Source organism: Saccharopolyspora sp. NPDC003752, from assembly GCF_053605825.1.
This window is the reverse complement of record NZ_JBSGJZ010000007.1, coordinates 80,374-104,326: the sequence shown is the minus strand read 5'-3', so window position 1 is coordinate 104,326 and position 23,953 is coordinate 80,374. Positions and strand designations below refer to the sequence as shown.

Here is a 23,953-nt window from a genome sequence, read left to right as displayed (position 1 = left end):
AAGCCGTTGCCGGCAGGCGATTACCGGAGCAGTAGTTCGGGCCAGGGGCCTTGGTAGCGCTCCAGCTGCCGCCGTGCCGCGTCCGGCGCGATGTCCGCAGCCGCGCCGAGCGAGCGGTAGTTCTCCACCAGACCGGTCTCGCCCCACGGCCGGTGCGGGCAGACCTCGTCCGCCGCAACGGGTTCTCTGGGCGAGCCCGCTCGGCCGGTGCCCGGGCAGCACGGTTCGTCCTGGGGCCGCGTGGATCGCTCCACGAACTGCATCGGGGCCCGCGCCCCGTGCCCGACGATGATCGCGGCCTTGGCACGGGCCTTGGCGGTGCTCTCCGCCTTGTCGCCCGGGGTCAGCTCCGCCGCCAGCTTGCCGGTGAGCGCTTTGACGACGGGCGGCCGGTCCGCCCACAGTGGAGGGAAGGCGGCCAGCGCGAACCGGTGGACGCCGGGCGGGGTGCAGCCGTCGACGGCGGACGGGTCGGCGGCCGCGGCCAGTTCCGCGGTCAGGTCCTTGAACTGTCCTGGGGTGATCCCCTGCGGCCAGGGCGGTCTCGCGGTCGCGAGCTCGGGTCCCTCCTGCGCGATGCGGGTGAGCCGGTCGGTCGCGACTCGCAGCCTGCGCACCAGCACCGGCAGGCTCCCGGTCTTCGGGTATTCGCCGTGCTTGCTGCGCAGCCACGCCAGCAGCGGGTCCCGGGCGGCGGGTTCCGCGCCCGCGAACAGGTTCGCGATGAACCACGCGGCCAGCTGCTCGACGTCCGAGAGCCGGTCGCCGTGATCCCGCCCGCCTGGCGACGGCCGCTGGTCGAGGTCGTCGACCGGCACCTGGTCGGAGTTCTCGTCGAGGTGGAGCCGGTGGTTCAGCACGCGGTGCACGGCGCCGACGCGCTTGACCGCCGCGCGGCCGCCGGGTCCGGCGCTGCCGAGGTGCACCGCGAACTGGTCGATCGCCACCATCGCATCGGCTTCGTCGGGCCCGCGTCGCGTCGCGGAACCCGCGGGCCGCGTCATCGCCTTGTTCAGGATGCCCGCCAGCTCGGGCACCGCTTTCGCCAACTCGCCGAGCGGGTCGGCGCCGGACAGGCCCCGGCGCGCCGCGATGGCGACCCGGTAGGCGGCGAGGAGGATCAGGAAATCGGCGTTGCCGTTGACCGGGAGCGTGTTTCCCGCGCTCGGAGTCGGTAGCCCCGCCGCCCGGTACTCGGCCTTGAGCCGGGCCCCGTGCTCCAGCACGTCGAGGACGACGCCCGCCGCGTCGGAGTCGGGAACCTCTTGCTGCCCGGGGATTTCCACGAGGGCCTCGACGATCGCCGGCACGACCACGTTGAGCAGCAGCTCCGGTTCGCCGACCGGGCGGACGTCGGCCATCAGCCGCCGGACGCGCACGGTGCGGGCCAGCAGTGCGACGGTGCGGTCGTCGTCGGAGTCGGCCCGGCCCACCCGGACCAGGATGTCGTACGGCAGAACGGGAAACCTGCGGTAGCGGCGGAACTTCGCCACCGCGTTGCCGGTGCTGCCGTGCACGCCGGAATGCCAGCGGCCCCACGTCAGGCACGACGCGACGAGCACACCGCACTCGCCCGAGCCGACCGGAGCAGCGGTCTTCTCCAGCTTCCCGGCCACTTTCCAGGCCCGGTCGACGGCCGCGTCGAGCAGCGCCGACTGCGAACCGAACTTGTCGGCCAGGGTGTGCAGGTCGCTCGCGTAGATCGTGCTGAGCACCTCGATGGCGGCCGCCACCAGCTCGTCGCGGGAAATCATGCCGACCTCCGGCTCTCGGAGCGGAACCGCACGCCCACCGGATCGCCGGGCACGACGAGCCGGGCGCGCAGGACGCCGGACGGATCCGGCTCGAACGTCTGCCACTGCTGCGAGCCGTCGTCCAGGCTCGCCTGGAGCACGGCGTTCGCCCCGCCTCCGGTGGGACGAACGCCCAGGTCGATTTCGATCGCACCCCCAGCGCGCGGTCGAATCTCCCACGTGACCTCGGGATCCACCCCGACGGCGGCGGCGAGCTCGTCGGGCAACCGCCAGGTCGCCTGGACCGGCTCGCGTTCGCCGCCGGTTCTCCCGGATCTGAACTGCAGTTCCGGGCCCCGCAGGGCGTCGGCCCAGCCCGCCAGGTCGAGCCGCGTCCACAGCTCGCCCGCCCAGGCGCCCAACGTGCCCCGGGGCGCCGGGATCGCCGAGCTCAGCGCCGCCGCCCGGTACGGCGCCCAGGACTCGGCGAGGCCGTCCACCTCGCCGAGGTCGAGTTCGAGCCAGCCGCCGCGACCGCCCGTGGCGACCGCGTCGGCGACCGCCGCCGACACGCGCGGCCCCAGCAATTCCGCCACGTCGTCCGGAATTCCGTCATCCCGCAACGCGACCGAGACGAACGTCGGCGGCCCTTCCGGGTCGGAGGTCGCGAACCCGGCGACGAGTCCGCTGCGCAATTCCACCTCCGAGGCGGGCTCGGTGGTCAGCAGCGTCACGGCGACCGTGCCGCGCTCCGGGACGTGGTCGATACGCAGGTGACCGTCCCAGGTGACGACGCTCATGAGCTTCCTCCGTGCTCGCCGTGTGTCCGCCGCGCCGCGACGGTTCGCCATCCGGTCGTCCGGCCCGGGAAGGCCGAACCCGGCCGCCCCGCGGACCGTGCCGGACCGGACCGGAAAGGAGCGACGCCATGCGTGGTGGCTCTGACGACAACCCCTGACGGACGACCGGAGCGGGCGGCGCCTTCGACCGCGGCGGACGCGCCCCCGAACGGAGTCCATCTTGCGACGTGACGCCGGGGACCCCTCCCCGTCCGTCAGTGCACGATCACAGGCCGTTGCGGACCGCGGATCACGGAAGGCAGCCATGACCGAACCGACCCGCCGACGGTGGCGCACCGCCGCCACCGGGTGGCTGATGGCGCTCACGCTGCTGGTGGCCGACGCCTGCTCCTCGGCGGGATCAGTTGTGGAGGACGTCCACCTCGTCTCGTACTCGAAGGCCGCGCCCTGGCTGGCCGGGCTCGGCCCGGCCGAGGCCGAGGAGCAGATCCGCGACTGGGCCAGGCTCGCGCTGGCGTCGTCGCTGGGCATGGACCAGGACCGCATCGTCGATGCCATGCACGACACGACGCCGCTGCGGGATCCGTTGTTCGACGGGCTCGTCGAGCAGCCCGTGGGCCCCGGCCGCTCGCTGTTCGACGGCCGGACGCTGCACCTGCTCGCCCCGGCGGACGATCCGCACTCGGCCCGGACCCTGGGCCGCCTCCTCGACCAGCACCGCGTCGACGCGGGTTCCGATCCGGTCGACGTGCAGGTGCACGAGTACCGGATTCGCCCGGAGAACCAAAAAGTCGAGCTGCGCGCCCAGGCCAAGATCCCCACCGGGGAGTTCCGCGCGGCCAACGGGTACCGCGAGGCGCCGGTCGACCAGCAGGCGGGTCTGGAGGACTTCCTGGCCGGCACCAACCACCTCTCGCGGCTGGAGGTGCGGGGCGGGCAGGTCTGGGCGGCCGGCTGGGACTGGCCGGACCTGCCCGATGGCGCTGTCAGCCCGGAGGACGTCTCCGTGCTCCAGCGCGGCTATCGGCCGGAGAACGGAGCGGGGCCGGGATTCTCCTTGGATCCCAAGGATATCTCGGGCGTCGACGAGATCCGCGCCGCGATTCCCGAGCTGGCGCCCGGGCTGGTCGGTCAGGTCGCCGGGGGGAACCTGGATCCCGAGCTCGCCCGGCTTGCCGAAGAGCACCTGTTCGGCGGCGGTCCGTCCGCCGATGAGCTGCGCGCGCGGGGCCTGCCCGCGGACCGGACCCAGCTTTGGGCGCTGTACGAGGTGCTGCGCGGGATCCCGGCCGTCAACGAGGCCCGCTACGACGGGGGAATCGCCGGCACCGAGGTCGGCATGACGGCCTTCTACTCCGACCTGGTGATGAAGGACTGGGTGGCCGGCGTGGGCACCGGGGTGCCCTCCGGGGCGGTTCCCGGGTTCGTCCCGAACCCGCAAGTGCCTACCCCGCCCGGGCTTTGCCCGCCGGCGGGGGAGCGTTCGCCGCCGCGGGAATCCGCTCGGTTGTGGCTGGGGCAGGCCGACGGCGCGTTCGGCTACCGGACCGAGGCCGTCGACGTCGGCGCCCAGGCGACCCGGCTGTTCGTGCGGTCGAACGGGCCGGACGGGCGGGAGGCCGAACCCACCTACCGCATGGGCCGGGCCTCGGCCTGGTGGGATCGGCACTACGCGGAGATCGCCGACTACGAGCCCGAGTTCTGGCGGCTCGAAGAGCTGATGCGCTGGTCGGGGGCGCTCGACTGGCTTTCCGAGAGCGGGCGCGGCTTGCCGGTGCTTCCGGACGAGGAGATCCGCTCCGGCCTGCGGTTCGCGGACTGGCACGAGCAGAACGGCGAACTGCGCGAGCGCGCCCGGCCTGCTTCCGTGTCGCTGCCCGGACGGCCGGAGTCCGTGCTGACCGTTCCGTCGGCCGCGTTCACCGACTGCGGATTGTCCAATGTGTACGGTGGGGTCTCGCTCGGCGGAGCCCTGAAGCGGCGCGGGATGCCGGCCGAGAACCCGCTGCCGCCGGGGTTGCGGCGGGCCGAGCCGATCGACCCGGCCGCCACGACCATCGACCCGGGCACCGGGACGGCGCGGATCAAGCAGCTCGGCGACGAAGGGTCCCCGGAAGGGCTGACGCGGGTCGTCCGGCGCGGTCCGGACGGCGCCTCGGTGGCGACCGAAGGCCCGCCGCGCCGGGAGATCCCGTTCGGCGAGGCGCGGCTCCGGGGCGAGGACGGCCCGCGCACTTTCGAGGCCCGGTACCGGTCCGACGACCACGGCACCTCCACCGCGGTCGACGTGCAGGGACAGCCGGTCGCGTCGGTGGCCGTGCTGCATCCGGAGGCCGGCCGGGTGCGGCAGACCGACGTCTCCGTGAACCTCGGCATGCTCGGCCGTTTCCGGGAGCTGGTCAAGCGCGACCGCGAGGCCCCGGAACACGGGCTGGAGAACTCGCCGGGCTTCCTCTTCAGGTACCCCGCGCCGGGCGGGACCGGGTTCCGCTTCAACGAGGGCTGGGTCACCAAGACCACCGAGCCGCCGCCGTCGGGTCTCGTCGTGGAGTTGCCCGGCCACACCTACCTCGGCGTCGACCGGCCCGCGCAGCTCTCCGGCGTCGACCTGCCGCGGCTGGCGGCCGTGCCGGATCCGTTCGTCATGACCTACGGCGAGCTGCAGCGGCAGGTGCCCGACACCGCTACCGTGTACGCCGCGACCGACCGGCCGACGCACCAGATCCGGGCGATCGAGCCCGATGATCTGGTGAGCGTTCAGATCGCGCAGCCGATCGCGGTGCCCTTCGCGCAGGCGGACGCCGCCGTGCGAGCCGGCTTGGTTCCGGTCCCCGAGGACGAGCGGGCCTGGTCGTTGCTCGGCATGGGCTCCGTCAGCGCTGCGCCCGACCCCGATCAGGACATCGTGTTCGGCCTGCCGCCCGGGGCCGGCGGGGACTGGGGATCCGGGCCGTTCGGTCGGTCCCCGGTCTTCATCAGGCCCTCCTTCCAGGTCGTGCTCGTCACGCAGTGCCGTCAGGACGACGGGATTCCGCCGAAGCTCGCGGAGGAATGCGCCTCATGACCTGGCCGGAGAAGTACGCAGTGGGCCACGGGACGCCGTTGGCCCGGGAGATCGAAGCGGCGCGGAAGGCGTTCGCGAGGCGCGATGCGCGAGCGATGGACCTGGCGTACCGGGAGGCGGTCCGGCTCGCCGCCGAGGAGTCGGCGGAGTTGATGACCACGCTCGCCATGCAGCACGTGAGCCGGCTGCGCATCCTCGGCGACAGCGCGACCGCGTTGGAGCGCTGCGAGGAACACCTGGGCAGGGATTGGGAAAACCTCCAACTCCGGCTGCTGTGCGCCGAGACGCGACTGGTGCTGGGCGACGACTCGTGGATCGGCGCCGAGGTCGACGAGATCGAGCGGATCGCGGCCGAGCACCCGATGCGCGGCGCGGACGAAGCCCAGCTGCACCGGCTCCGGGGCCTTGCCGCCGCGCAGCGACGGGACATCGGCAGAGCGCTGGACCACCTCGGGGAGGCTCGCGCGGCGTTCGCGGAACTGGGCGACGAAGCAGCCGTTGCCGCAGTGGAGCTCGACATCAGGGCGGTCGAACTGCAACGCGGCGCCGCGCCGGAGCCCGTGCGCGGCGACGACGATTCGCCGCAGGCCAGGATGGTTCGCTCGGAAGCGCTGCGAATGGGCGGGTGGTACGAGAAGGCGCTCGCCGAGCTGGCACCCGCGCTCGACGACCTGCCGGATCCGGCGATGCGTTTTCCCTTCCTCTTCGCGAAGATCCGACTGCTGCGCCTGCTGCACGCTCCCGTGGACGACGGGCTGATGCGCGAGCTCTACGCGGCGGCCGATCAATCCGTGCGGCCGGTGGAGAACCGGAGCGCCGCGCAACGGCTCGATCCGAATGCCGATGGCTACAGCGTGATCGGGATGGGCGGGCACCTGCTGCAAGCTGCCCGAGCTTATGCCGAAACAGCCTGGCGGCTCGCCGAAGCCGAACGGCACGTCGAGGCCAAGCAGCGGCTGGACGAGGCGGAGCAGTTGTTGCTCGCCGAGCAGGCGCCGCCCGAGCCCGCCGGGTGGCACGTCGCCGAATGGCACCTCGCCGCGGGCGAAATCGCCTTCGCGGCCGCCAAGCTCGACCACGATGCGACCACCGCCGCGCAGGCGGCCCGCCACTTCCGGGAGAGCGCCGAGACGCGGGATGCGCCGGTGGTCGACCGGATCAGCGCGCTGCGGCGCACCGGCGACGCCCACGACCTGCTCCGCGAGCTGGACGCCGCCCACCGGGAGCAGCACCTGGCGAGGTCGGCGGCGGCCTGGGCCGAGGCGCACGGGCTGGAGGAGGGGCTGGCGGCGAAGCAGGAGGACGACGAGAACCGGATCCGGATGCTGCTGGCGAACCCGACGGAGTTCGACAAGCGGGTCGAGGCGGCGGACCGCGCGATCGAGCGCGGCGAGGAGCACGCGGTGGCCGCGGCGGTCATTGCGATGGAAGCCGCCAGGGGCTCGGCGATCCTGCCCCGGATCCTGCCCGGCGAGGAGCCTCCGGTGCGCGACCTGCCCGGCACCGGCGACCTGGCCGGGGCGTGGCGCTGGATCCGCCGGGCGGTGCGCGGGCTTCCCCGCAAGCAGCTGATCTGGATGCTGCACGCCACCCCGGACGGGGTCCACCACGCGTTCATCTGGCGCCGCGGACTGTTCCGGTTGCACGTGCGGCACACGTTGGTCTCGGGAGAACCCGGCAGGACCAAGATCGGCCTCTCGAACGCGATCGACGCGCTGAAGGACTGCTGGCGCGACGGCGTCCGGCTCGAAGGGCGGCTGCGCAAGCGAGGGAGGGCCGAGACGTCCTTTCTCGGTCAGAAGTTGAACGCGGTCGAGGGGCTGCTCGGGATCGGCCGGCTCGGGAAGCTGCCCGAGCACGTCGAGCGGATCGCGGTGGTCGCCGGAGGTGATCTAGCGGAGGTCCCGTTCGCGCTGCTGCCCTGCCCCGGGGAACCCGGGAAGCTGCTCGGCGCCGAGTACGCGTTGTCCGACCTTCCGTGCCTGTCCATCAGGCGGCCGCTGCGTCGGCGTGCTCACGGCCAGCGGGGCACGCGAGGCCGCCAGATGCTTCTGGTGCAACCGAATGCGGCAGACCCCGGCACCGTCGACGAGCAGGCGCTCGAACCGGCCGAGGAGGTACCCGGCCGCAAGGTGCTGGACCGGGCCGCGGCGACCCCTGCGGCCCTGCGCGAGGCGCTGGCCCCCGGCGGGTACCGCCAGGTCCGCATCGACGGTCACGGCCTGTTCCAGCCGGATTCCGCCCCTGATTCGATCCTCCTCCTGGCGCCCGAGGGCGAATCCGGGCAGCTGAGCGCCCGTGAGTTCCAGGCCATGAACCTGGTCGGCACCGGCACGCTGATGCTGGGCGCGTGCGAGTCCGGGATGGCCGAGCGCATCGGCCGCGACGAACGCACCGGTTTCGTCCGCGCTGCGTTCCTGGCCGGAGCGTCCTCTGTGGTGGCGGCGCGCTGGGACGCGCTCGACGACGTCGCCGCCCGGGTGCTGAACAGCTTCGAGAAGAAGCTGCGCCGCCACCCGCGCGACATGGCGCTTTTCCTTGCGCTGCGCGAGGAACACGCGCGGCACCACGCGGGCCCGGGCGGGCATCCGGCGCGCTGGGCGGTGTGGACGCTCTACGGCGATGTCGGCCCGCAGAAGGTTTGGCACGAGCCGCTTTCCCGCTGGTGGGACGCGGTCCTTCGACACCTCGGGAGAAAGGATGCCTGAATTGCGATCGGCAACCGGGCGGTGGATCGCCTGGGCAGCGGCGCTGCTGGCCGGCGCGATGCCGCTGACCGCGATGCCGCCCGCGTCGGCGCAGGAGGCGCCGCCCGCGCTGAAGCCGGTGCAGATCGTGCTGCTGGTCGACCAGTCCGGGAGCCTGGAGGAGCGCGACGTCGCGGCCGAGCGCGATGCGGCGCGCGTGATCGTCCAGGGCGAGCCCGCCCGGGACTCCACCGTGTCGGTGTTCGGGTTCGGCAGCGCGAACGAGCCCGGCCGGTCGGCGGTCGACCCGATCTGCGCGCCGACGAAGACGGATTCGCCGCAGAACCGGCAGTCCCTCGCCGAATGCGTCGGCGGGATCCACCGGCGCACCCCGGCGGAGGGCAACGGCACCGACCACGTCGAGGCCCTGCGACAGGCGTTGAGCACCCTCAGCGCGCCGGGCGGGGAAGACCAGCCCAAGATCGTTTACCTGTTGACCGACGGCGTGCTGGACGTGAGCGACAGCCCCGGCTACGGCACCACCTCCGACGAGCGCAACGCCGAGGCGCGGTTCCGGCTGCGCGGCGTGCTGGACTCGCTGAAGCAGGCCGGGGTCAGCGTGTGGCCGCTGGGGTTCGGCCAGGCCGACCCCGCGCAGCTCGACCAGTTCGCGACCGGGGCCGCGGAGCACAGCTGCGGGCTGCGCACCGAGAAGCCGCACGCGGCGGTGATCAAGCAATCCGCGGACCTGTGGGGCGCCATCGGGCGGGCGTCCAGCGCTGCTCGCTGCACGAGCGTCGGGGAGCCGGTGCCCGGGCGGCTGCCTTCCGGCGGGACCGTGGATCTGCCGGTGGAGGTCCCGGCGATCGCCAGCGAAGGCACCATCCTGGTGTTCAAGCGCGACCGGCGAGTCCGGGTCGACTACCTCGACCCGAACGGCGAAAGGGTCGAACTGGCGGCCGGGGATCCCGGCGGCTCCTACTTCGAGCTGAGCGGCCAGGAGACCGAGGCCGAGGCGTTGCGGATCCGCAACCCGGTCCCGGGCCGCTGGACCGTGCGGCTGACCTCGGCGCCGGGCGTGCCGCCGCAGGAAGTCGGCGCCACGACGGTGTTCCAGGGCGCGGTCCGCGCGATGCCGTACTTCACGCCGCAGAACCCCGCCCCGGGGGCGGCGGTGGAGTTCTTCATGCAGGTGCGCGGTGCCAGGACCGCGATCAAGGACCCGGCGCAGCTGACGGGCCTGACGTTGACCGCCGGACTCAGCGGTGACGGGTTCGCGCCGCTCCCGCCGGTCGAACTGTCCGATGAGGACGGTGACGGCGAGTACCGGGGCCGGCTCGTCGTGCCCGCGACCGCGACGGGCCGGCTCGACTTCGCCGCCGGCATCACCGGGGTCGGCGTGAGCGGTGACCACCAGATCATGCCCACCCGGGTCTCGTCCGGATCGGGAGGAGTGCGGACCGTGCTGAACCTCGATGGTGCGGGCGGCGAAGTCGTCGCCGGAACCTCGCTGAACGGCAGCGTCGACGTCAACAACGCGACCGGTCAGCCCCGGACGCTCCGGTTCGAGGTGACCGACCTCAGCCAGGGCGCGCTGGTGCGGGCCTCGCCGGAGACGCTGGTGGTGCCGCCGGCGGCGGGTTCGCAGCGGCTGGGCTTCACCCTCACCTTCGACCCGGCGACGGCGCTGGGCTCGAACCAGGGCCGCATCCGGCTGGTGGACGAGGCCACCGGCGAGGTGCTGCGCGAGCCGGTGTTCGAGCGCGACGTGGTGGCACCGCCGACGCTCGTGGAAACCCTTTGGTGGCTTTGGATCCTGCTCCTCGCCGCGGTCGTCGCGGCGGTCGGGGCAGCCCTGCTGCGGAGGCGGCGGCGCAACGCCGAGCGCGACGTCCGCGGCATCCGGGTCGAGCTGCGCCGCCACGGGCAGCCCACCGGCAACTCGGTCAAGGCGCACCAGCACGGGGCGGAGTTCCGCTTCGGCGTCCACCGCGGCGAAAGCGCCGCCGACACCCGCATCACCGGCGGTTCCGGCGGGGACCGCTACCGGGTGCGGCGGGCCGCGGGCGGGCCGGTGCTGACCGGCCCGGCGGGGCAACCGCTCGGCCTCTCCCCGGGCGGTTCGCTCGAACTGGCCGACGGCGTGGAACTGGTCGTCCACGACCGGCCTGCCCGGCGCCGCAAGGCGAAACCTGCCCGGGGCGAGCCGGTCCGCAGTGGAACTCCGGCGAGACCGAAGCGGTCCTACGACCCATACGACCTCTGAAGTGAGGACCTCACCATGAAGATCCACCAGCCGATGCTGTTCCTCGGCCTCGGAGGCACCGGATGCCGCGTCGGCCGCGAGCTGGAGCGGGTGCTTCGCGAGTCGCTCTGCGGCCCCGACGGCACCGAGCTCGTCGCGCGCATGCGCGGGCACGACTACCTGCCCTACCAGCTGCCGTCCTGCCTCCAGTTCGCCTACGCGGACCTCAGCATCGACGAGCTGAGCAAGGTGCTGCCGAACGTGGTGCCCAGCTCCGACCACCACGCCGCCGCGCAGCACACCACGCACCTCATCGCGAACCTCGTGCCGCCGAACCACCACAACAGCGCGCAACTCGCCCAGGCCATGCGGATCACCCTGGACGGGCAGATCGACTGGCTGCCCGGGCCGGACACCGACCCCCGGGTGGCGCCGCTGAGCGCGGGCGCCGGCCAGCTGCCGACGGTCGGCCGGGCCGTGTTGTTCGAGACGATGCGCCAGGGCAACGGGCCCGCCGCCGTGCTGCACGGCGTGACCGCGGCGATGCAGCGGATCAGCGCCTCCGGCGCGGCGCTGTACGAGCTGGGCGGGAAGCTGGGCAGCACCGTCGACGTGTTCGTCGCCTTCTCGGTGGCAGGCGGCACCGGCAGCGGCATCTTCTACGACTACCTGCACCTGATCGGCGAGCACCTGCGGCAGGCGGGCATCAAGGCCAACATCTACCCGTTGGTGCTCTTGCCGTCCGCGTTCAAGGAGGGAATGGGCGGCGGCCGGGCCGCCGTGCTCAACTCCGCCACCGCGCTCGTCGACCTGTTCCGGCTGATCGACGACCAGAACGCGCAGGACGCCGGCGACGAGGTCGGCGGTGCCCAGGACCGGGGCCCGCTGTCGGTCTGGTTCCCGGGCGAGCCGCGCCCGGTCAGCCTGCAGCCCGCCACCGTGCAGACCGCGTTCCTGTTCGGCAGCCCCAAGAACGGGGTGGGCGGCGAGGACCTGGTCCGCTCGATGGTTTCGCTGGTCACCACCCTGATCGGCGCCGGCTCCGAGGGGGAGCAGTCCTTCGCCGCGCATTTCATCAACGACACGGTCGGCCGCTCGGCGTTGGCCGAGACCGGCATCGGACGGCGTGGTGTGTCGACGTCCGCGGTCGCCTCGCTGAGCATTCCGATCGCGGTGCTGGCCGACGTGGTCAGCTCCCGGCTCCTCGCCGAGGCGGTGCGGGACATGCGGCAGCCGCCCACCGGGGCCGGGGTGCAGAACCGCGACCTCATCGAGCGCTTCGACGTCTCCTCGGGGCTGGAGGGCTTCCTGGCCTGCGCGCCGCTGGAGCCCTTCGCCGACGTGGAGGACGTCCCGGTCGGCTACGACTCGATCATCCAGGCGCTGAACGCCCGGGCGCGGACCATGCAGGAGAGCCTGGAGCGAAACGAGCGCCTGCTCGGCCCGCACCTCGGCCGGGTGGCCCGGGACTTCGACCCGATCAAGGCCGCGGAGGAGCTGTCGCGCGCGGTCGACCCGTTCCGGCTGCGGCGCGTCGTGCGAGGCGACCCGGGCTACCCCGAGAAGCTCGACCGGGGCGGCTTCGAGAAGGTCCTCAACGACCGCAAGGAGTCCCGGCGTTCGCCGGGCGAGTTCGGGCTGCACCCGCCGCAGCCCGAGAGCGTCCAGCGGCGGCGTGCCCTGCGGCGGCTGCGCTGGACGGATCCGGCAGTCCAGGAGGCGGTCGAGGACCAGGACGCCTGGTACCGGTGGCGGGTCCGGCAGCAGTGGCACGATGCGTGGCGCAAGAACGAGCGGGTCTGGGAGCCGCGCTGGCGCTCGTTCTGCGATCAGCTCGCGGCCATCACCGAGGAGTTCGCGGATCACATAGCCGCCGACGGCCGGCAGTTCTCCGAGCGCGCCGCGCACCTCGACGCGCCCCGGCTCGGGGTGTCCTACCTGAAGCCACCGGGCAAAGGCGGGCTGGAGGGCTTCTACGGCCGGGTTCGCGCCGCCCTGATCGACCGCTTCCGCGACCGGCTCGGCGCGAACCCCACGGCGGCCGACATCGTCGCGCTGATCCTCGGCGAGGACGGTTGGTCCGCCGCCTTCCGCGTCGGCCGGGAGCGGCCCGACGCGGCGGTTCACCTGGTACGGCAACGGATTCGCGGCGCGGTCTCGGAGTGCTTCCGGCCCGGCGGTGGCGAGCGGGCTCTCGTCCCGTCGATCCGGGACCTGCTGATGGCGTCGGTCGGCCGCGCCGACCGGACCATCGACGACGACGCCGTCGCGCACTTCCGCAAGCAGCTCGCCGGGCTGGTTCCCAAGGGGTACGAGCCCGCGGGGGAGGGCAAGCTGAAGGTGCTCATCTCCTACCCCGGCAGCGCTCCCGACAGCGACGTGGAGACGTTCCTGCGAAGCGACCTGCTGCCGTCCGAGTACGCGCCGTTGATCGAGTTCCGGCCGAACGAGTCCGATTCGCTGGTCGTCTTCTTCTTCCGCAGCTGCATGGGCATCACCGAGGTGCCCGAGGTGCGCGAGGCGGTCCAGCTGGCGGCCGAGGCCCGGCGCTACGAGCGGGCCGACGACCGGTTGTCCTGGCGGCAGCGGCTCGGCAGGACCCCGGGCTATCTGGTCTCCACCCGGACCGACCGCGCGCTGATCCTGCAGAGCCTCCTCAACGCGATGTGGAACGGCGACGTCGAGGTGGACCCGCCCGGTCGGGACCGCAGCCCGCAGCGGATCCGGATCCACACCGGGCACACCGATGCCACGCCGCTGACCCTGGAGCTGACGCCGTTCCGGGAACTCTCGTCGTGGGGGAGTCTGCTGCAGGCCTACGAGGAGTGGGTGCTCGGCAACGGCAGCGACAACAGCCGCGCCCTCGCCGCGGAGCTCATGGCGACCAAGCCGCGCAACGTGGACCGCGACCCCGCGCCGCCGTCGCCGCTTTTCGCCGCGTTCCAGCAACTTCCGGAGAAGGAGGCGCAGCTGCTCGACGAGATCCGCAACCGGCCCGGCATCGGCGCGGGCGAGCAGCTCGACCTGATCGAGGAGTTCTGGACGCGGACCCTGCCCGCCGCGGTGGAACTGCCGTTCCGCGGTGTGCAGGCGCCGTTCGCGAACCTGCGGGACATGACCGAGTACTTCGACTACCAGTCCCCGGCGGGCGACCGGTGAGCGCCCGCCGCGACGACCCCGTCCTCGTCGTCGACCTGCGCGACGGCGAGTGCGACGCGGAGCAGGCCGAAGGCGCGGTGCTGGTGCTCGACGACGCGGAGAACGCCGCCGACCACGACGACTTCTACCAGGCGTTGCTCGGGAATCCGGCGGTTTCGGGCGTGCTCTGCGTCGCCGTCGACGGCGGGAACTCCGACGGTGCGGTGCGCATCCGGACCGCGCCGTCGCTGGCTCCCGTCGAGCGCGCGGCGACCGTCTGGATCGGCCACTCCGAGGGGATCCGGTGGCGACCGGCGGATCCGCTCGTGCGCGCGGTCGCCCGAACCGAGCATTCCGGCCTGGGGCAGCTGATCGACGCCCTCACCGACCCGGCGGTCTTCGCCGCCGTCGTGAAGGCCGTCAGCGCCCTGCCCTACAGCACGGCCAGCGCGGGCATGGCCCTGGAGCGGACCAGCCTGCACGACGCCGAGCTGCGCCGGGCGCAGGAGGAGGCCATCGCCTGGTTCACCGATCCGGACGCGGGCCGGGTCGGTTCCCGGGAGCTGCCGCGCGACGAATTCCGCGCCGCGGTGCGGGAAACCATCGAGGTCGATGCCGCCGAGGACGTCTTGGTTCCCACTGCCGAGCTGGCCGGTGCGCACGCCCGAGCGGTCACGGCACTCAACGCGGCCGACCACGCGCTGACCCGCGTCGACCACTTCCTCGCCCCGTTTCCGAAGCGGCGCCCGAGACCGGTCGTCGGGCCGGCCCTCGCCGAGGCGCGGGCGGAGGTGCAGGACTTCCACGACAAGGCGACCCAGCAGCTGCAGCGCATCGACGAGAACCTGCGGGGACAACGCGTCGACCGGGACGTCGTCACGCGGCTCGGGGTGCGCGGACCGGCTCCGGCGCGACCGCGCGACATCCGCGACCGCACGCGGCGGCTCGTCGAGGAATGGCTCGGGCGGTACCGGTCGGTGGCGTGCCTGCTGCCGGACCTCGACGCCGGGCGGGTCGGCCAGGAACCGCAGGGTTGCGCGGCGGCCATCGCCGAACTGGCGGACCTCGCGCCGCTCGCCGGTCCCGCGCCGCGGCTCGCGACGTGGCCGTCGCTTTCGCTGGCGGTGCCGCTGGCCGCGGTGGCCGGTGGCCTGGCGGCGCTGGGCACCTCCGCGCTGGGCGTCGTCGCCGCGTTCTTCGTCCCGCTGCTGGCCCTGGCCTGGTTCGCCGCCGGTCTGCTGCTGCAGGCGCGGCAACCGACCGCCACCGGCGAGCAGGGCTTCGCCGAAGCCGCGCCGCCCGCCGCGTTGTTCTGGGGGTTGCCGGTGCTCGGCGGCTGGCTGGTGGTCTTCCTCGTCGCGGGCACGGGAATTCCGGACGTCTTCGGTCTGGTCGCGGCAGTGCTCTCGGTGCTGCTGTCGGCCTGGACGATGGGGGTCGGCTGGCGGCGATCGGTGCGGCAGTGGCGGCGCGAGCTCGACTTCGACGGCGTCCGGGACCGGCTGGCCCGGGCCGCGCAGCTGGTGGACGGCGTGATCCGGGCCGAGTGGCGGCCCTCGGCGCGGCGCGTGCTGTTCGCCGAAGGGCTGCGCCAGGTCTCGATCGGCCTGACCGCGGTCCGGGACGCGCTCGCCGAGCGCGCGGCCGACCTGCTCGGTCCGCCCGGGAAGCCCGGCGAGAACGGCTCGGACCGCCCGCCGGACCGCGACATCCACCAGGAGGCGTGCGAGGTCGTCGTCACCGACCTGGTCGACCTGACGATCGCCGCGCTCCGCCCGTGCTGGGCCGGGATCGAGGCCGATCGGCCCGCGGCGCGCGAGGAACACGCGCGGGAGGCCGAGCGGCTGCTCGACGCCTACCGCGAGCACCTGGGGCGGTACGGGTTGCTCGTGCCGCCGCCCTTCGCCCGCGAACGCGCCCATCGCGCGGAACTCGCCGCCCGGCTGTGGGACGGCTCGCCGGTCGGCGAGGCGCTCCGCTGCGACGTCGACGCCGAGATGACGCAGCTGTGCCACGCCCGGCAGCTCGGCGCGGTCAGCGCGCTGGCCGATCGCGCGGAGCTCGTGCGGTTCGCGCCCGCGGCGGTTCGCGTTGGCAGGCACGGAGATCCGTGGCCTGCCATCACGTGGACCGGGGACGCCGAGATCGCGGGCACCCTGCGGCTCGTCCCGCTCCGCGAGGGGGTGTTCCAGTGACGACGGAGGTCAGGTGCCGCGCAGTCGACGGCACGCCGCGCACCCTCCGGCTGACGGTCGTCGGCGATGCCGGCGTCTCCGGCGGCGGCCTGCCGACCCGCGTGGTGTCCGTGGAAGACGGTCCGCAGCTGCTGCAGAAGTGGTTGCCCCGCAACGAATCCGGCCATCCGGGCCTGCTCGGCCCGCTGGACCGCGAGATCCGGGCGCTGCACCGCTTCGCCCTGACGTTCCCGCGCGACAGCTACCCGCCCGAGCTGCCGAGGCTGTGGTACTACGACGTGGACGGCGCCGAGCCGTTCGTCCTCGTCGAGCCCTACCGGGGCGAGCCCGTCGAGGGGCTGTTGCCCGAGCTCGCGGCGCAGCACCGCTACCGGCTGCAGGTCGGCCTGCTGCGCGCGCTGCACCTCGCCGCCGTGGCCGGGATCGCCCACGGGCGGGTGGATCTCGGGGCGCTGCGGTGGGATTCCGCGACAAGGACGGTGCAACTCGTCGACTTCGAGCACGCCGCCGGGATCGGCGAACAGCGCCGGTCGGCCGACGACCGGCGCGTCGACGTCCGCGACGACGTCTGGGACGCCGGCCTGGCCCTCTGGCGCACCGTGCACCCGCACACCGGGCGCGGGGCCCCGGACCTCTCCGTGGACGGCGGCGCGCTGAGCACGCTGCTCGACGGGGTTTTCGTCAACCCGCCGGACTTCCGCCCGACGCCGGCGGACCTGCTGACCAGGCTCCGCGAGCCGACGGACGTCCCGGTCCTCGCGCCCGGCAGCGCCCTGGTCCCGGGCGTCGAGGCGTACAAGAACCTGTTGCGGCGCAAGCGGGAACGGATCGCGGCGCAGGCGGAGCGGGACGCCCCGGCGCGATCCTGGCTGCCCTGGCGGCGCGCCTCGAAGTCCGAAGTGGACGACCAGCCGGTGCTCGTCCGCTGCCCGGTGTGCCTCGACTCCTACCCGCCGCCGCTGCCCGACGACGAGCTGTGGCGCCACGAGGACGGCGGGTTCGTCAAGGACGACTCGTCCTCGCTCGACCCGCAGAAGCGGCACTTCCGCAGCCTCAGCGCCTACCGCCGCTGCCCCAACCCGTCCGACGACGTCGCCGAGCACTTCCTGCCCGCGACGTACTTCGACCACGGTCCGCCGCTGGTCGTGGCGCTGATCGGCCGCCCGTCGGCGGGGAAGACGCACCTGCTGGCCGCGATGCTGCGGGAGGTGGTCGACCGCGGCGGCCTGACGCCCTACGGGCTGACGGCGACCGCGCTGGACCTGCACCGCCACGACCGCTACCGGAAGCAGGTCCTGGCGGCGGCCGAACGCGGCGAGCGGCTGCCGGGCACGCCGGAGGGCCTGACCGATCCGGCGGAGATCCTGCTGATCAGCGGGCCGGGAGGCAGCCGGCCGCTGGTGCTCTTCGACGTGGCGGGGGAGGACCTGCAGGCGGTCGGCGATTCCCGGCTCGCGCGGTTCCTGATCGGCACCGGCGCCCTGATCTTCGTGCACGGGCTGGAGCCCGCGCCCGAGCGCGTCGGCAACCAGGCGTTCGAGATGTCGCTGGCCCGGCTCCGGGCGATCCCGGAGTTCGAGCGGCTGCCCGCGGCGATCGTCGCGACCAAGGCGGACCGGCTGCGCTACCTCCCGCCGATCGACCACTGGCTGCGGCACCGCAACGCCGCCCTCGCGTCGGTCGATCCGGTGCTGCTGCACGTGGAGAGCAGCTCGGCCTTCGCGTTCCTGCACGGCCGCGGCGACCACGCCGCGCTCGCGCCGTTCAGCGTCTTCGACCGGTGCACCCTGCACTTCGTGTCGGCCAGCGGCAGCGAGGCCGCGCCGGCGGAGGAGCGGTTCGTGCGCGGGTTCGAGCCGGTCCGGGTGCTGGAGCCGCTGGTCGCCATCCTCGCGATGGCCGGGATGATCGGGGGCGAGCCGGCCGGCCGGGTCGGGGCCTGAGCCCCGGCTACTGGTCGGCCGGGGGCTGGACCAGGCGGTGCAGCAGGGCGAGGAACTGCTCGCGCTCCTCGTCCGTCAGCGCCGACAGCATCTGGTCACTCACCGCGATGACCGCCGGGGCCAGCCGGCCCGCCAGCTCCCGGCCGTCGTCGGTGAGGCGCACCAGCTTGCGCCGCTTGTCGGCGTCGTCCTTGGCGGTCTCCACCAGGCCCCGCCGTTCCAGCCGGTCCAGCAGCGGCGCGGCCGTGGACTTGTCCAGGTGGGCCAGGCCGCCCAGCGCCCCCTGGTCCAGGTCGCCGTGCATGTGCAGCAGGCTGAGCACGGTGAACTGGGGTCCGGTGAGGTCGCGGTCCACCTGCTCGTGCCACAGCCGGGTGTGCACCTGGTTCAGCCGGCGCGCCAGGGGGCCGAGCCCGCCGATGGCGGCGGCCAGGGTTTCGGCGAGGTCTGCCTCGGTCGGCACCGTTCGTTCTCCTCCGCTTGAACAAGGACGCGCACGGACTATATTGCGGCCGGAATAGGACCCACGGGGAGTGAGCCTACGGCGACGTGCTCACCATCCTGGGCCTGGACAGCCACTCGACCTTGAGCAGGCGGCCGCCCCCGACGCGCACACCCGGCGGCTCCTCGACGCGCGGACCGTGGAAGTGCGCTGACGGGCCCTCTTCCGCCGTCGTCCCTGTACAAGGACGTGTGCGGACCACACCCTCTCGGGAGCCTTAGGACGCACACGGAATAAAAGTCGTCGACGAGTCTTGCGGACCGCGAAACCGTCGTATACAACTAGTACACCGCTTGTTCAAGTGAGGGGCTTCACAGCCGGAAATCGAGGCGTGAAGCAAGAAGGCTCGGCGGTTGCGCCAACAACCACCGAGCCGGGCAGCACCATCTGCGCACTCGTCGAATTCGTCTACGGCCAGGTAGACGGGCGATGCGCAGCACGTCAGATCGCGACGGTTCGACCCAGGAGTCGACTATGGCAACTGCCAGCAGAAATTCTAGCAGCCGAAGAACGCACACCAGCCTCCCCGTGATCGCCGGATCGAGCCTCGCCGGCACGGCCGTCGAGTGGTACGACTTCTTCCTCTACGGCACGGCTGCCGCGCTGGTCTTCAACAAGCTCTTCTTCCCCGCGGAAGACCCGATGGTGGGCACGCTGCTGGCGTTCGCCACGTACGCCGTCGGGTTCGTCGCCCGCCCGCTCGGGGCGGCGATCCTCGGGCACTACGGCGACGTGAAGGGGCGCCGCGCGACGCTGATCGCCAGCCTGATGCTGATGGGCGTCTCGACGTTCCTCATCGCGTTCCTGCCCTCGTACGAGTCGATCGGCGTCGCGGCGCCGATCATTCTCGTCGTCCTCCGCCTGGTGCAGGGCGTCGCCCTCGGCGGCGAATGGGGCGGCGCGGTGCTGCTCGTGTCCGAGCACGGGGATTCGACGCGCCGCGCCTTCTGGTCCGCGTGGCCGAATCTGGGCCCGCCGCTGGGAAATCTCCTCGCCGCCGGCGTTCTCGCCATCCTCAGCGGGATCCTGCCGGAGGACGCGTTCCTGTCGTGGGGCTGGCGCATCGCGTTCGGGCTGTCGGCCCTGCTGGTCGTGATCGGCCTGGTGCTGCGGCTCTACGTCGCGGAAACCCCGCTGTTCGAGCAGAAGCGCGAGCAGGCGACGGCCGGGCCCGAGCCGATGCCCCTGGGCGTGGCCGTGCGCGGCTACTGGCGGCAGATCCTGCTGGCCGCCTTCACCAGGTTCGGGGAGAACGCCGGGTTCTACATCTTCTCGCTGTTCGTCATCACCTACGTCACGCAGATCCAGGGGATGGACCGCGCCACCGGGCTCAACGCCGTGATGGTGGGCATGGTCGTCGCCCTGCCGGCGATCCCGCTGTTCGCGATCCTCGCCGACCGCGTCGGCCGCCGGCCCGTCTACATCGGAGCGTCGATCGCCACCATCGGCTGGGCGTTCGCCTTCTTCGCCTTGCTGGACACCAGGAATCCGGCGGCCGTCATCGCCGCCGTCGTCGGCGGGCTGCTGATCTTCAGCGCCTACAGCGCGGTCATCGGCGCCTTCTTCTCGGAGCTCTTCCCGACCGAGGTCCGGTACTCGGGCGTCTCGCTGGCCTACAACCTCGCGTCGGTCCTGGCCGGTTCCCTGGCGCCGATCATCGCGATCGCCCTCCACTCGGCGTTCGGCACCGGCTACGCCATCGGCGCCTACCTGGCGGTGATGGGCGCCATCTCGCTCGGCGCGTCGCTGATCGCCACCGAAACCCGGTCGGTCGACCTCGCCGAGATCGGCGCGGCCGAGCCGGCGCAGGGAGATCCGGCGGCGCGCGTTCGCTGAACCTGGCGGAGGAAATCTCATGAGCACCACGAGAACCACCGCGGCCACGGCACCCGAGCTGGCCTACGAGTGGCTCAAGAACACCATCATCACGCTGCCTCGCGACGAGGAGATGTTCCTGACCGAGGCGCAGGTCGCGGAGGCGTCCGGCATCTCGCGCACGCCCGTCCGGGAGGCCCTGCTCCGGTTGCAGGCCGAGGGCTTCATCCGGCGGGTGCCGCGCAAGGGAGCGTTCATCCCGGCGCTGTCGGACAGCGACGTCGAGGCGGTCATGCAGGCCCGCCGCGTCGTCGAGGAGTGGTCGGTCAACGAGGTCGCGCCGCGACCCGGAGCGGTCCCGGACAGGCTGTACCGGATCCTGCAGGACCAGGGGCAGGACGCCGACCCGGTCGACTTCATCGCGCACGACCTGGAGTTCCACACGACGATCATGCGCGCGGCGGGGAACCCCTTGATGAACGACTTCTACAGCTCGCTGCGGGAACGGCAGATGCGCATGGGCGTGCGCATCGTCATGGCCGACCAGGCCCGCAAGAAGCAGGTGCTGATCGAGCACCGCGCCATCGCCGACGCGCTGGCCGCCGGGGATGCCGAGTCCGCGGTCCGGGCGGTGCGCGACCACCTGCGAACGACGCTGCACTCGATGACGCAGCCCGCGCGCTGATCGCCCGATATCGGGCCGATCACCAGAATTCCTCGCCATGCAACGGAAAGGTCACCCCATGCTCGACGCCTCCACGGACGTCCTGGTCCTGGACCGGCTGGAATCCGGCGAACCGCTGCGGTTCCGGGACTTCCACGCCCTGGTCGCCGGGTACACCGGACGGGACGAGAAGGCCGTGCGGCACCACATCGACGAGCTCGCCGCGATCGGCGTCGCGCCGCCCGAACAGGTCCCGATGTTCTACCGCGTCGCGGCGGACACCATCTCCACCGCCGGGAGCACCCCGATCACCGCCACCAACACCTCCGGCGAGGTGGAGCCGGTCATCCTGCGGCACGGCGGGAAGTACTTCCTCGGCATCGGATCCGACCACACGGACCGGGCTCTGGAGACCGTCGACGTCGGCGACTCCAAGCGCGCCTGCCCCAAGCCGATCGGGCCGGTCGTCGTCGAGATCCCGGACTGGGCGGACTTCGACTGGGACGCCTGCCGGGCCCGCAGCTGGGTCGACGGCGAGCTCTACCAGGACGGCACGCTCGCGAACCTGCGCACCCCGCGCGAGCTGCTCGGCATCTTCGCCGAACGGCACGGGGACGACGACGGCGACCTGATCTGCTTCGCCGGCACCCTGCCGCTGCTGCGCGGCGAGTTCACCCCCGGCGACCGGTGGGATCTCGAACTCGCGCTGCCCGACGGCCGAAAGCTCACCCACACCTACCGCACGACTGGAAGGAACTGATCATGCGCACCGGAGCCGACTACCTGGCATCGCTGCGCGACGGGCGCGTGGTGCTCGTCGACGGCGAGCAGGTCGACGTCGCCACCCACCCGGCCTTCGCGCCGGTGGCCCGCACCGTCGCCGAACTCTTCGACATCGCCGCGGACCCGGCGAACGGAATGCAGTACACCGCACCGGAAACGGGCGCGACGGCCAACCGGGCCTTCGGGATTCCCCGCAGCCAGGAGGAACTCCGCCTGCGCCGGGAGGCGATCGAGACCTGGGCGAGGCACACCCACGGCTGGGTCGGGCGCAGCCCCGACCACGTCGGCACCTTCCTCGCCTCCTTCGCCGCCCACCCCGAGGTCTTCACCTCCGGTGACCGCGACTTCTCCGCCAACGTCGCCGCCTTCCACCGGCGACTGCTGGAGGAGAACCTCTACGTCTCCTACGCGATCATCCCGCCGCAGGTCTCCCGCGCCACCACGGCATCAGGCTGGGACGGCGAGTACCTGCAGGTCGGCGTCGTGCGGGAAACCGAGGAGGGCATCGTCGTCCGCGGCTCGCAGATGCTCGCCACCGGCGCGGCGATCGCCGACGAGATCTTCGTGTCCTGCATCAAGCCGCTCGGGCCCGACGACCAGGACTTCGCCGTCGGTTTCGTGGTCCCCACCGCCGCGCCGGGGCTCAAGCTGTACTGCCGCCGCCCGTACGCGCCCGCCGCGACGAGCTCGTTCGACTACCCGCTCACCAGCCGCTACGACGAACCGGACGCGCTGGTCGTGTTCGACGACGTGCTGATCCCGTGGGAGCGCGTCTTCGTCAACCGGGACACCACCGGGGTGCGCCGCCAGTTCTTCGACACCGGCGCGCACGCGCTCGGCAACTGGCAGGCCCAGATCCGGTTCGCCACCAAGCTGAAGTTCATCGCCGGCGTCGCCCGCCGCGTCACGCAGGTCAACGGCGTGGACAAGATCCCCAGCGTGCAGGAGAAGCTGGGCGAGCTGGGCGCGCTCGTCTCCGGCGTCGAATCGGCCGTGCTCGCCGCCGAGTACACCGCGGCTCCCGACGAAGCCGGGCAGTGGCTGCCGGGCAAGCGCGCGCTCTACGGCTCGATGGGGTTGCAGTCCGAGATCTACCCGCGGGTGCTGGCGATCCTCCGCGACCTCGTCGGCGGCGGCGTGCTGCAGCTGCCGTCGAGCGTCCGCGACCTCACGAGCCCGGTGACCGCCGCCGACATCGAGCACTACGTGCAGTCCCCGGGTGTCGCCTCGGAAGAGCGCGTGAAGCTCTTCAAGCTGGCCTGGGACATCGTCGGATCCGAGTTCGCCGGGCGGCACCAGCAGTACGAGATGTTCTACGCCGGGGCGCCGTTCGTGGTCAAAGGCGTTTACAGCTACCGGAACTACGGCTACGAGCAGGCGCTCGAAGACGTCGAGCAGTTCCTGGGTTCCTACAAGATCGAAACGATGTGAGAGGTCAGCATGGCTAAGCCCGAGTACGAGTTCTTCCCCGTCAGCGACGTCGACTTCACGGTCTGCCCCGGCGACGACCCGAAGATCACCGAGCGGATCCTCGCCAAGGACCCGGAGTCCGGCGTGGCCACCCGGATCCTGCGCTACGAGCCCGGCGCCGACTCGACGCCGATGGGCGTGCAGAAGCACGACTTCTGGGAGGAGGTGTACATCCTGGAGGGCTCGTTCACCGACCTGACGCTCGGCGAGACGTTCTCCGCCGGCCAGTACGCCTGCCGCCCGCCGGGGATGCCGCACGGCCCCTGGCGCACCGACGAGGGCGTCGTCACCTTCGAAGTCCGCTACTACGACAAGTAGGTCCGCCATGTCCCTGCCAGCTTTCCAAGCGGCGAACGCGGTCGACATGCGCACCAGCATGGGCCGCTTCACCACCGGGGTGGCGATCGTGACCAGCGGGGCCGGGGACCAGGCCTGCGGCATGACGATCAGCTCGCTGACGTCGATCTGCCTGGACCCGGCGATCCTGCTGATCTCGCTCACCGAGGGCTCGCGGACCACCGACATGGTCACCGGGACCGGGCGGTTCGCCGTCTCGATCCTCGGGGCCCGGCAGGAGGCCATCGCCCGCCGCTTCGCCACCCGCGGTGGCGCGCGGTTCGAGGGAATGGACTGCGAGCACGGCGAGTTCGGGCTGCCGATGATCAAGGACGCCCTGGTGCAGGCCGAGTGCGACGTGCACAGCGCGCACGACGTCGGCGATCACCGGGTCTTCTACGGGCTCGTGCGGAACCTCCGCTGCCGGGAGGGCGCCGGTCTGGCGTTCTACTCCGGTCGGTTCGGCGACTTCCACGACTTCGGTCACGAGGAGATGCCCTGGATGTTCTGATCCCGGCTCCGCTGCTAGTCCGATCGGGCTACTGCGCGTGAGAACTACCCGATTGAGTGACAGGACC

The 23,953-nt window shown here is 72.5% G+C and carries 15 protein-coding genes; 12 read left to right on the top strand and 3 right to left on the bottom strand.

From position 1 onward, the window contains the following. Positions 1-20: 20 nt before the first annotated feature. A complete protein-coding gene (locus ACWEV3_RS11655) occupies positions 21-1,754 on the bottom strand; it encodes a hypothetical protein (RefSeq protein ID WP_452613798.1) in 1,734 nt (577 codons plus the stop codon). Beyond that, a complete protein-coding gene (locus ACWEV3_RS11650; protein WP_452613797.1) occupies positions 1,751-2,533 on the bottom strand; it encodes a hypothetical protein in 783 nt (260 codons plus the stop codon). The genes ACWEV3_RS11655 and ACWEV3_RS11650 overlap by 4 nt, the downstream gene beginning before the upstream one ends. A gap of 304 nt (positions 2,534-2,837) precedes the next feature. Between ACWEV3_RS11650 and ACWEV3_RS11645 the strand changes: the two genes are divergently transcribed. From ACWEV3_RS11645 to ACWEV3_RS11620, 6 genes are read left to right on the top strand one after another with little or no spacing between them, the layout of a single operon-like run. Further along, positions 2,838-5,597: a hypothetical protein gene (locus ACWEV3_RS11645; protein ID WP_452613796.1), complete on the top strand. Its 2,760-nt coding sequence runs from the start codon at positions 2,838-2,840 to the stop codon at positions 5,595-5,597. Further along, positions 5,594-8,305 (top strand): CHAT domain-containing protein, encoded by a 2,712-nt coding sequence (locus ACWEV3_RS11640; protein WP_452613795.1) that lies wholly within the window; start codon positions 5,594-5,596, stop codon positions 8,303-8,305. Before ACWEV3_RS11645 ends, ACWEV3_RS11640 begins: the two co-directional genes overlap by 4 nt. Continuing rightward, entirely contained in the window at positions 8,298-10,550 is a 2,253-nt protein-coding gene (locus tag ACWEV3_RS11635) for a vWA domain-containing protein (protein ID WP_452613794.1), read from the top strand. The genes ACWEV3_RS11640 and ACWEV3_RS11635 overlap by 8 nt, the downstream gene beginning before the upstream one ends. 15 nt (positions 10,551-10,565) lie before the next feature. After that, a complete protein-coding gene (locus ACWEV3_RS11630) occupies positions 10,566-13,688 on the top strand; it encodes a tubulin-like doman-containing protein (RefSeq protein WP_452613793.1) in 3,123 nt (1,040 codons plus the stop codon). Beyond that, complete coding sequence (locus ACWEV3_RS11625) at positions 13,685-15,862, top strand: hypothetical protein (protein WP_452613792.1); 2,178 nt, start codon at positions 13,685-13,687, stop codon at positions 15,860-15,862. Before ACWEV3_RS11630 ends, ACWEV3_RS11625 begins: the two co-directional genes overlap by 4 nt. Next, the gene (locus ACWEV3_RS11620; RefSeq protein ID WP_452613791.1) at positions 15,859-17,805 is read left to right on the top strand and encodes a hypothetical protein; all 1,947 of its coding nucleotides are present in this window, start codon (positions 15,859-15,861) and stop codon (positions 17,803-17,805) included. The genes ACWEV3_RS11625 and ACWEV3_RS11620 overlap by 4 nt, the downstream gene beginning before the upstream one ends. 7 nt (positions 17,806-17,812) lie before the next feature. Here the strand turns inward: ACWEV3_RS11620 and ACWEV3_RS11615 are convergent, their stop codons facing one another. Further along, positions 17,813-18,268: a MarR family winged helix-turn-helix transcriptional regulator gene (locus tag ACWEV3_RS11615; RefSeq protein ID WP_452613790.1), complete on the bottom strand. Its 456-nt coding sequence runs from the start codon at positions 18,266-18,268 to the stop codon at positions 17,813-17,815. Positions 18,269-18,835: 567 nt separating this feature from the next. Here ACWEV3_RS11615 and ACWEV3_RS11610 point away from each other — a divergent pair. Genes ACWEV3_RS11610 through ACWEV3_RS11585 form a run of 6 tightly spaced genes read left to right on the top strand, consistent with a single transcriptional unit; the run spans position 18,836 to position 23,886 of the window. Continuing rightward, positions 18,836-20,143: an MFS transporter gene (locus ACWEV3_RS11610; protein ID WP_452613789.1), complete on the top strand. Its 1,308-nt coding sequence runs from the start codon at positions 18,836-18,838 to the stop codon at positions 20,141-20,143. A gap of 19 nt (positions 20,144-20,162) precedes the next feature. Then, positions 20,163-20,807 (top strand): GntR family transcriptional regulator, encoded by a 645-nt coding sequence (locus tag ACWEV3_RS11605; protein WP_452613788.1) that lies wholly within the window; start codon positions 20,163-20,165, stop codon positions 20,805-20,807. A gap of 37 nt (positions 20,808-20,844) precedes the next feature. After that, positions 20,845-21,546 (top strand): DUF2848 domain-containing protein, encoded by a 702-nt coding sequence (locus ACWEV3_RS11600; RefSeq protein WP_452613787.1) that lies wholly within the window; start codon positions 20,845-20,847, stop codon positions 21,544-21,546. A gap of 2 nt (positions 21,547-21,548) precedes the next feature. After that, on the top strand, positions 21,549-23,000 hold the full coding sequence (locus ACWEV3_RS11595; RefSeq protein WP_452613786.1) for a 4-hydroxyphenylacetate 3-hydroxylase family protein: 1,452 nt from the start codon (positions 21,549-21,551) through the stop codon (positions 22,998-23,000). Positions 23,001-23,009: 9 nt separating this feature from the next. Further along, the gene (locus ACWEV3_RS11590; RefSeq protein WP_358571369.1) at positions 23,010-23,357 is read left to right on the top strand and encodes a cupin domain-containing protein; all 348 of its coding nucleotides are present in this window, start codon (positions 23,010-23,012) and stop codon (positions 23,355-23,357) included. Positions 23,358-23,364: 7 nt separating this feature from the next. Continuing rightward, the gene (locus ACWEV3_RS11585; protein ID WP_358571371.1) at positions 23,365-23,886 is read left to right on the top strand and encodes a flavin reductase family protein; all 522 of its coding nucleotides are present in this window, start codon (positions 23,365-23,367) and stop codon (positions 23,884-23,886) included. Positions 23,887-23,953: the final 67 nt, after the last annotated feature.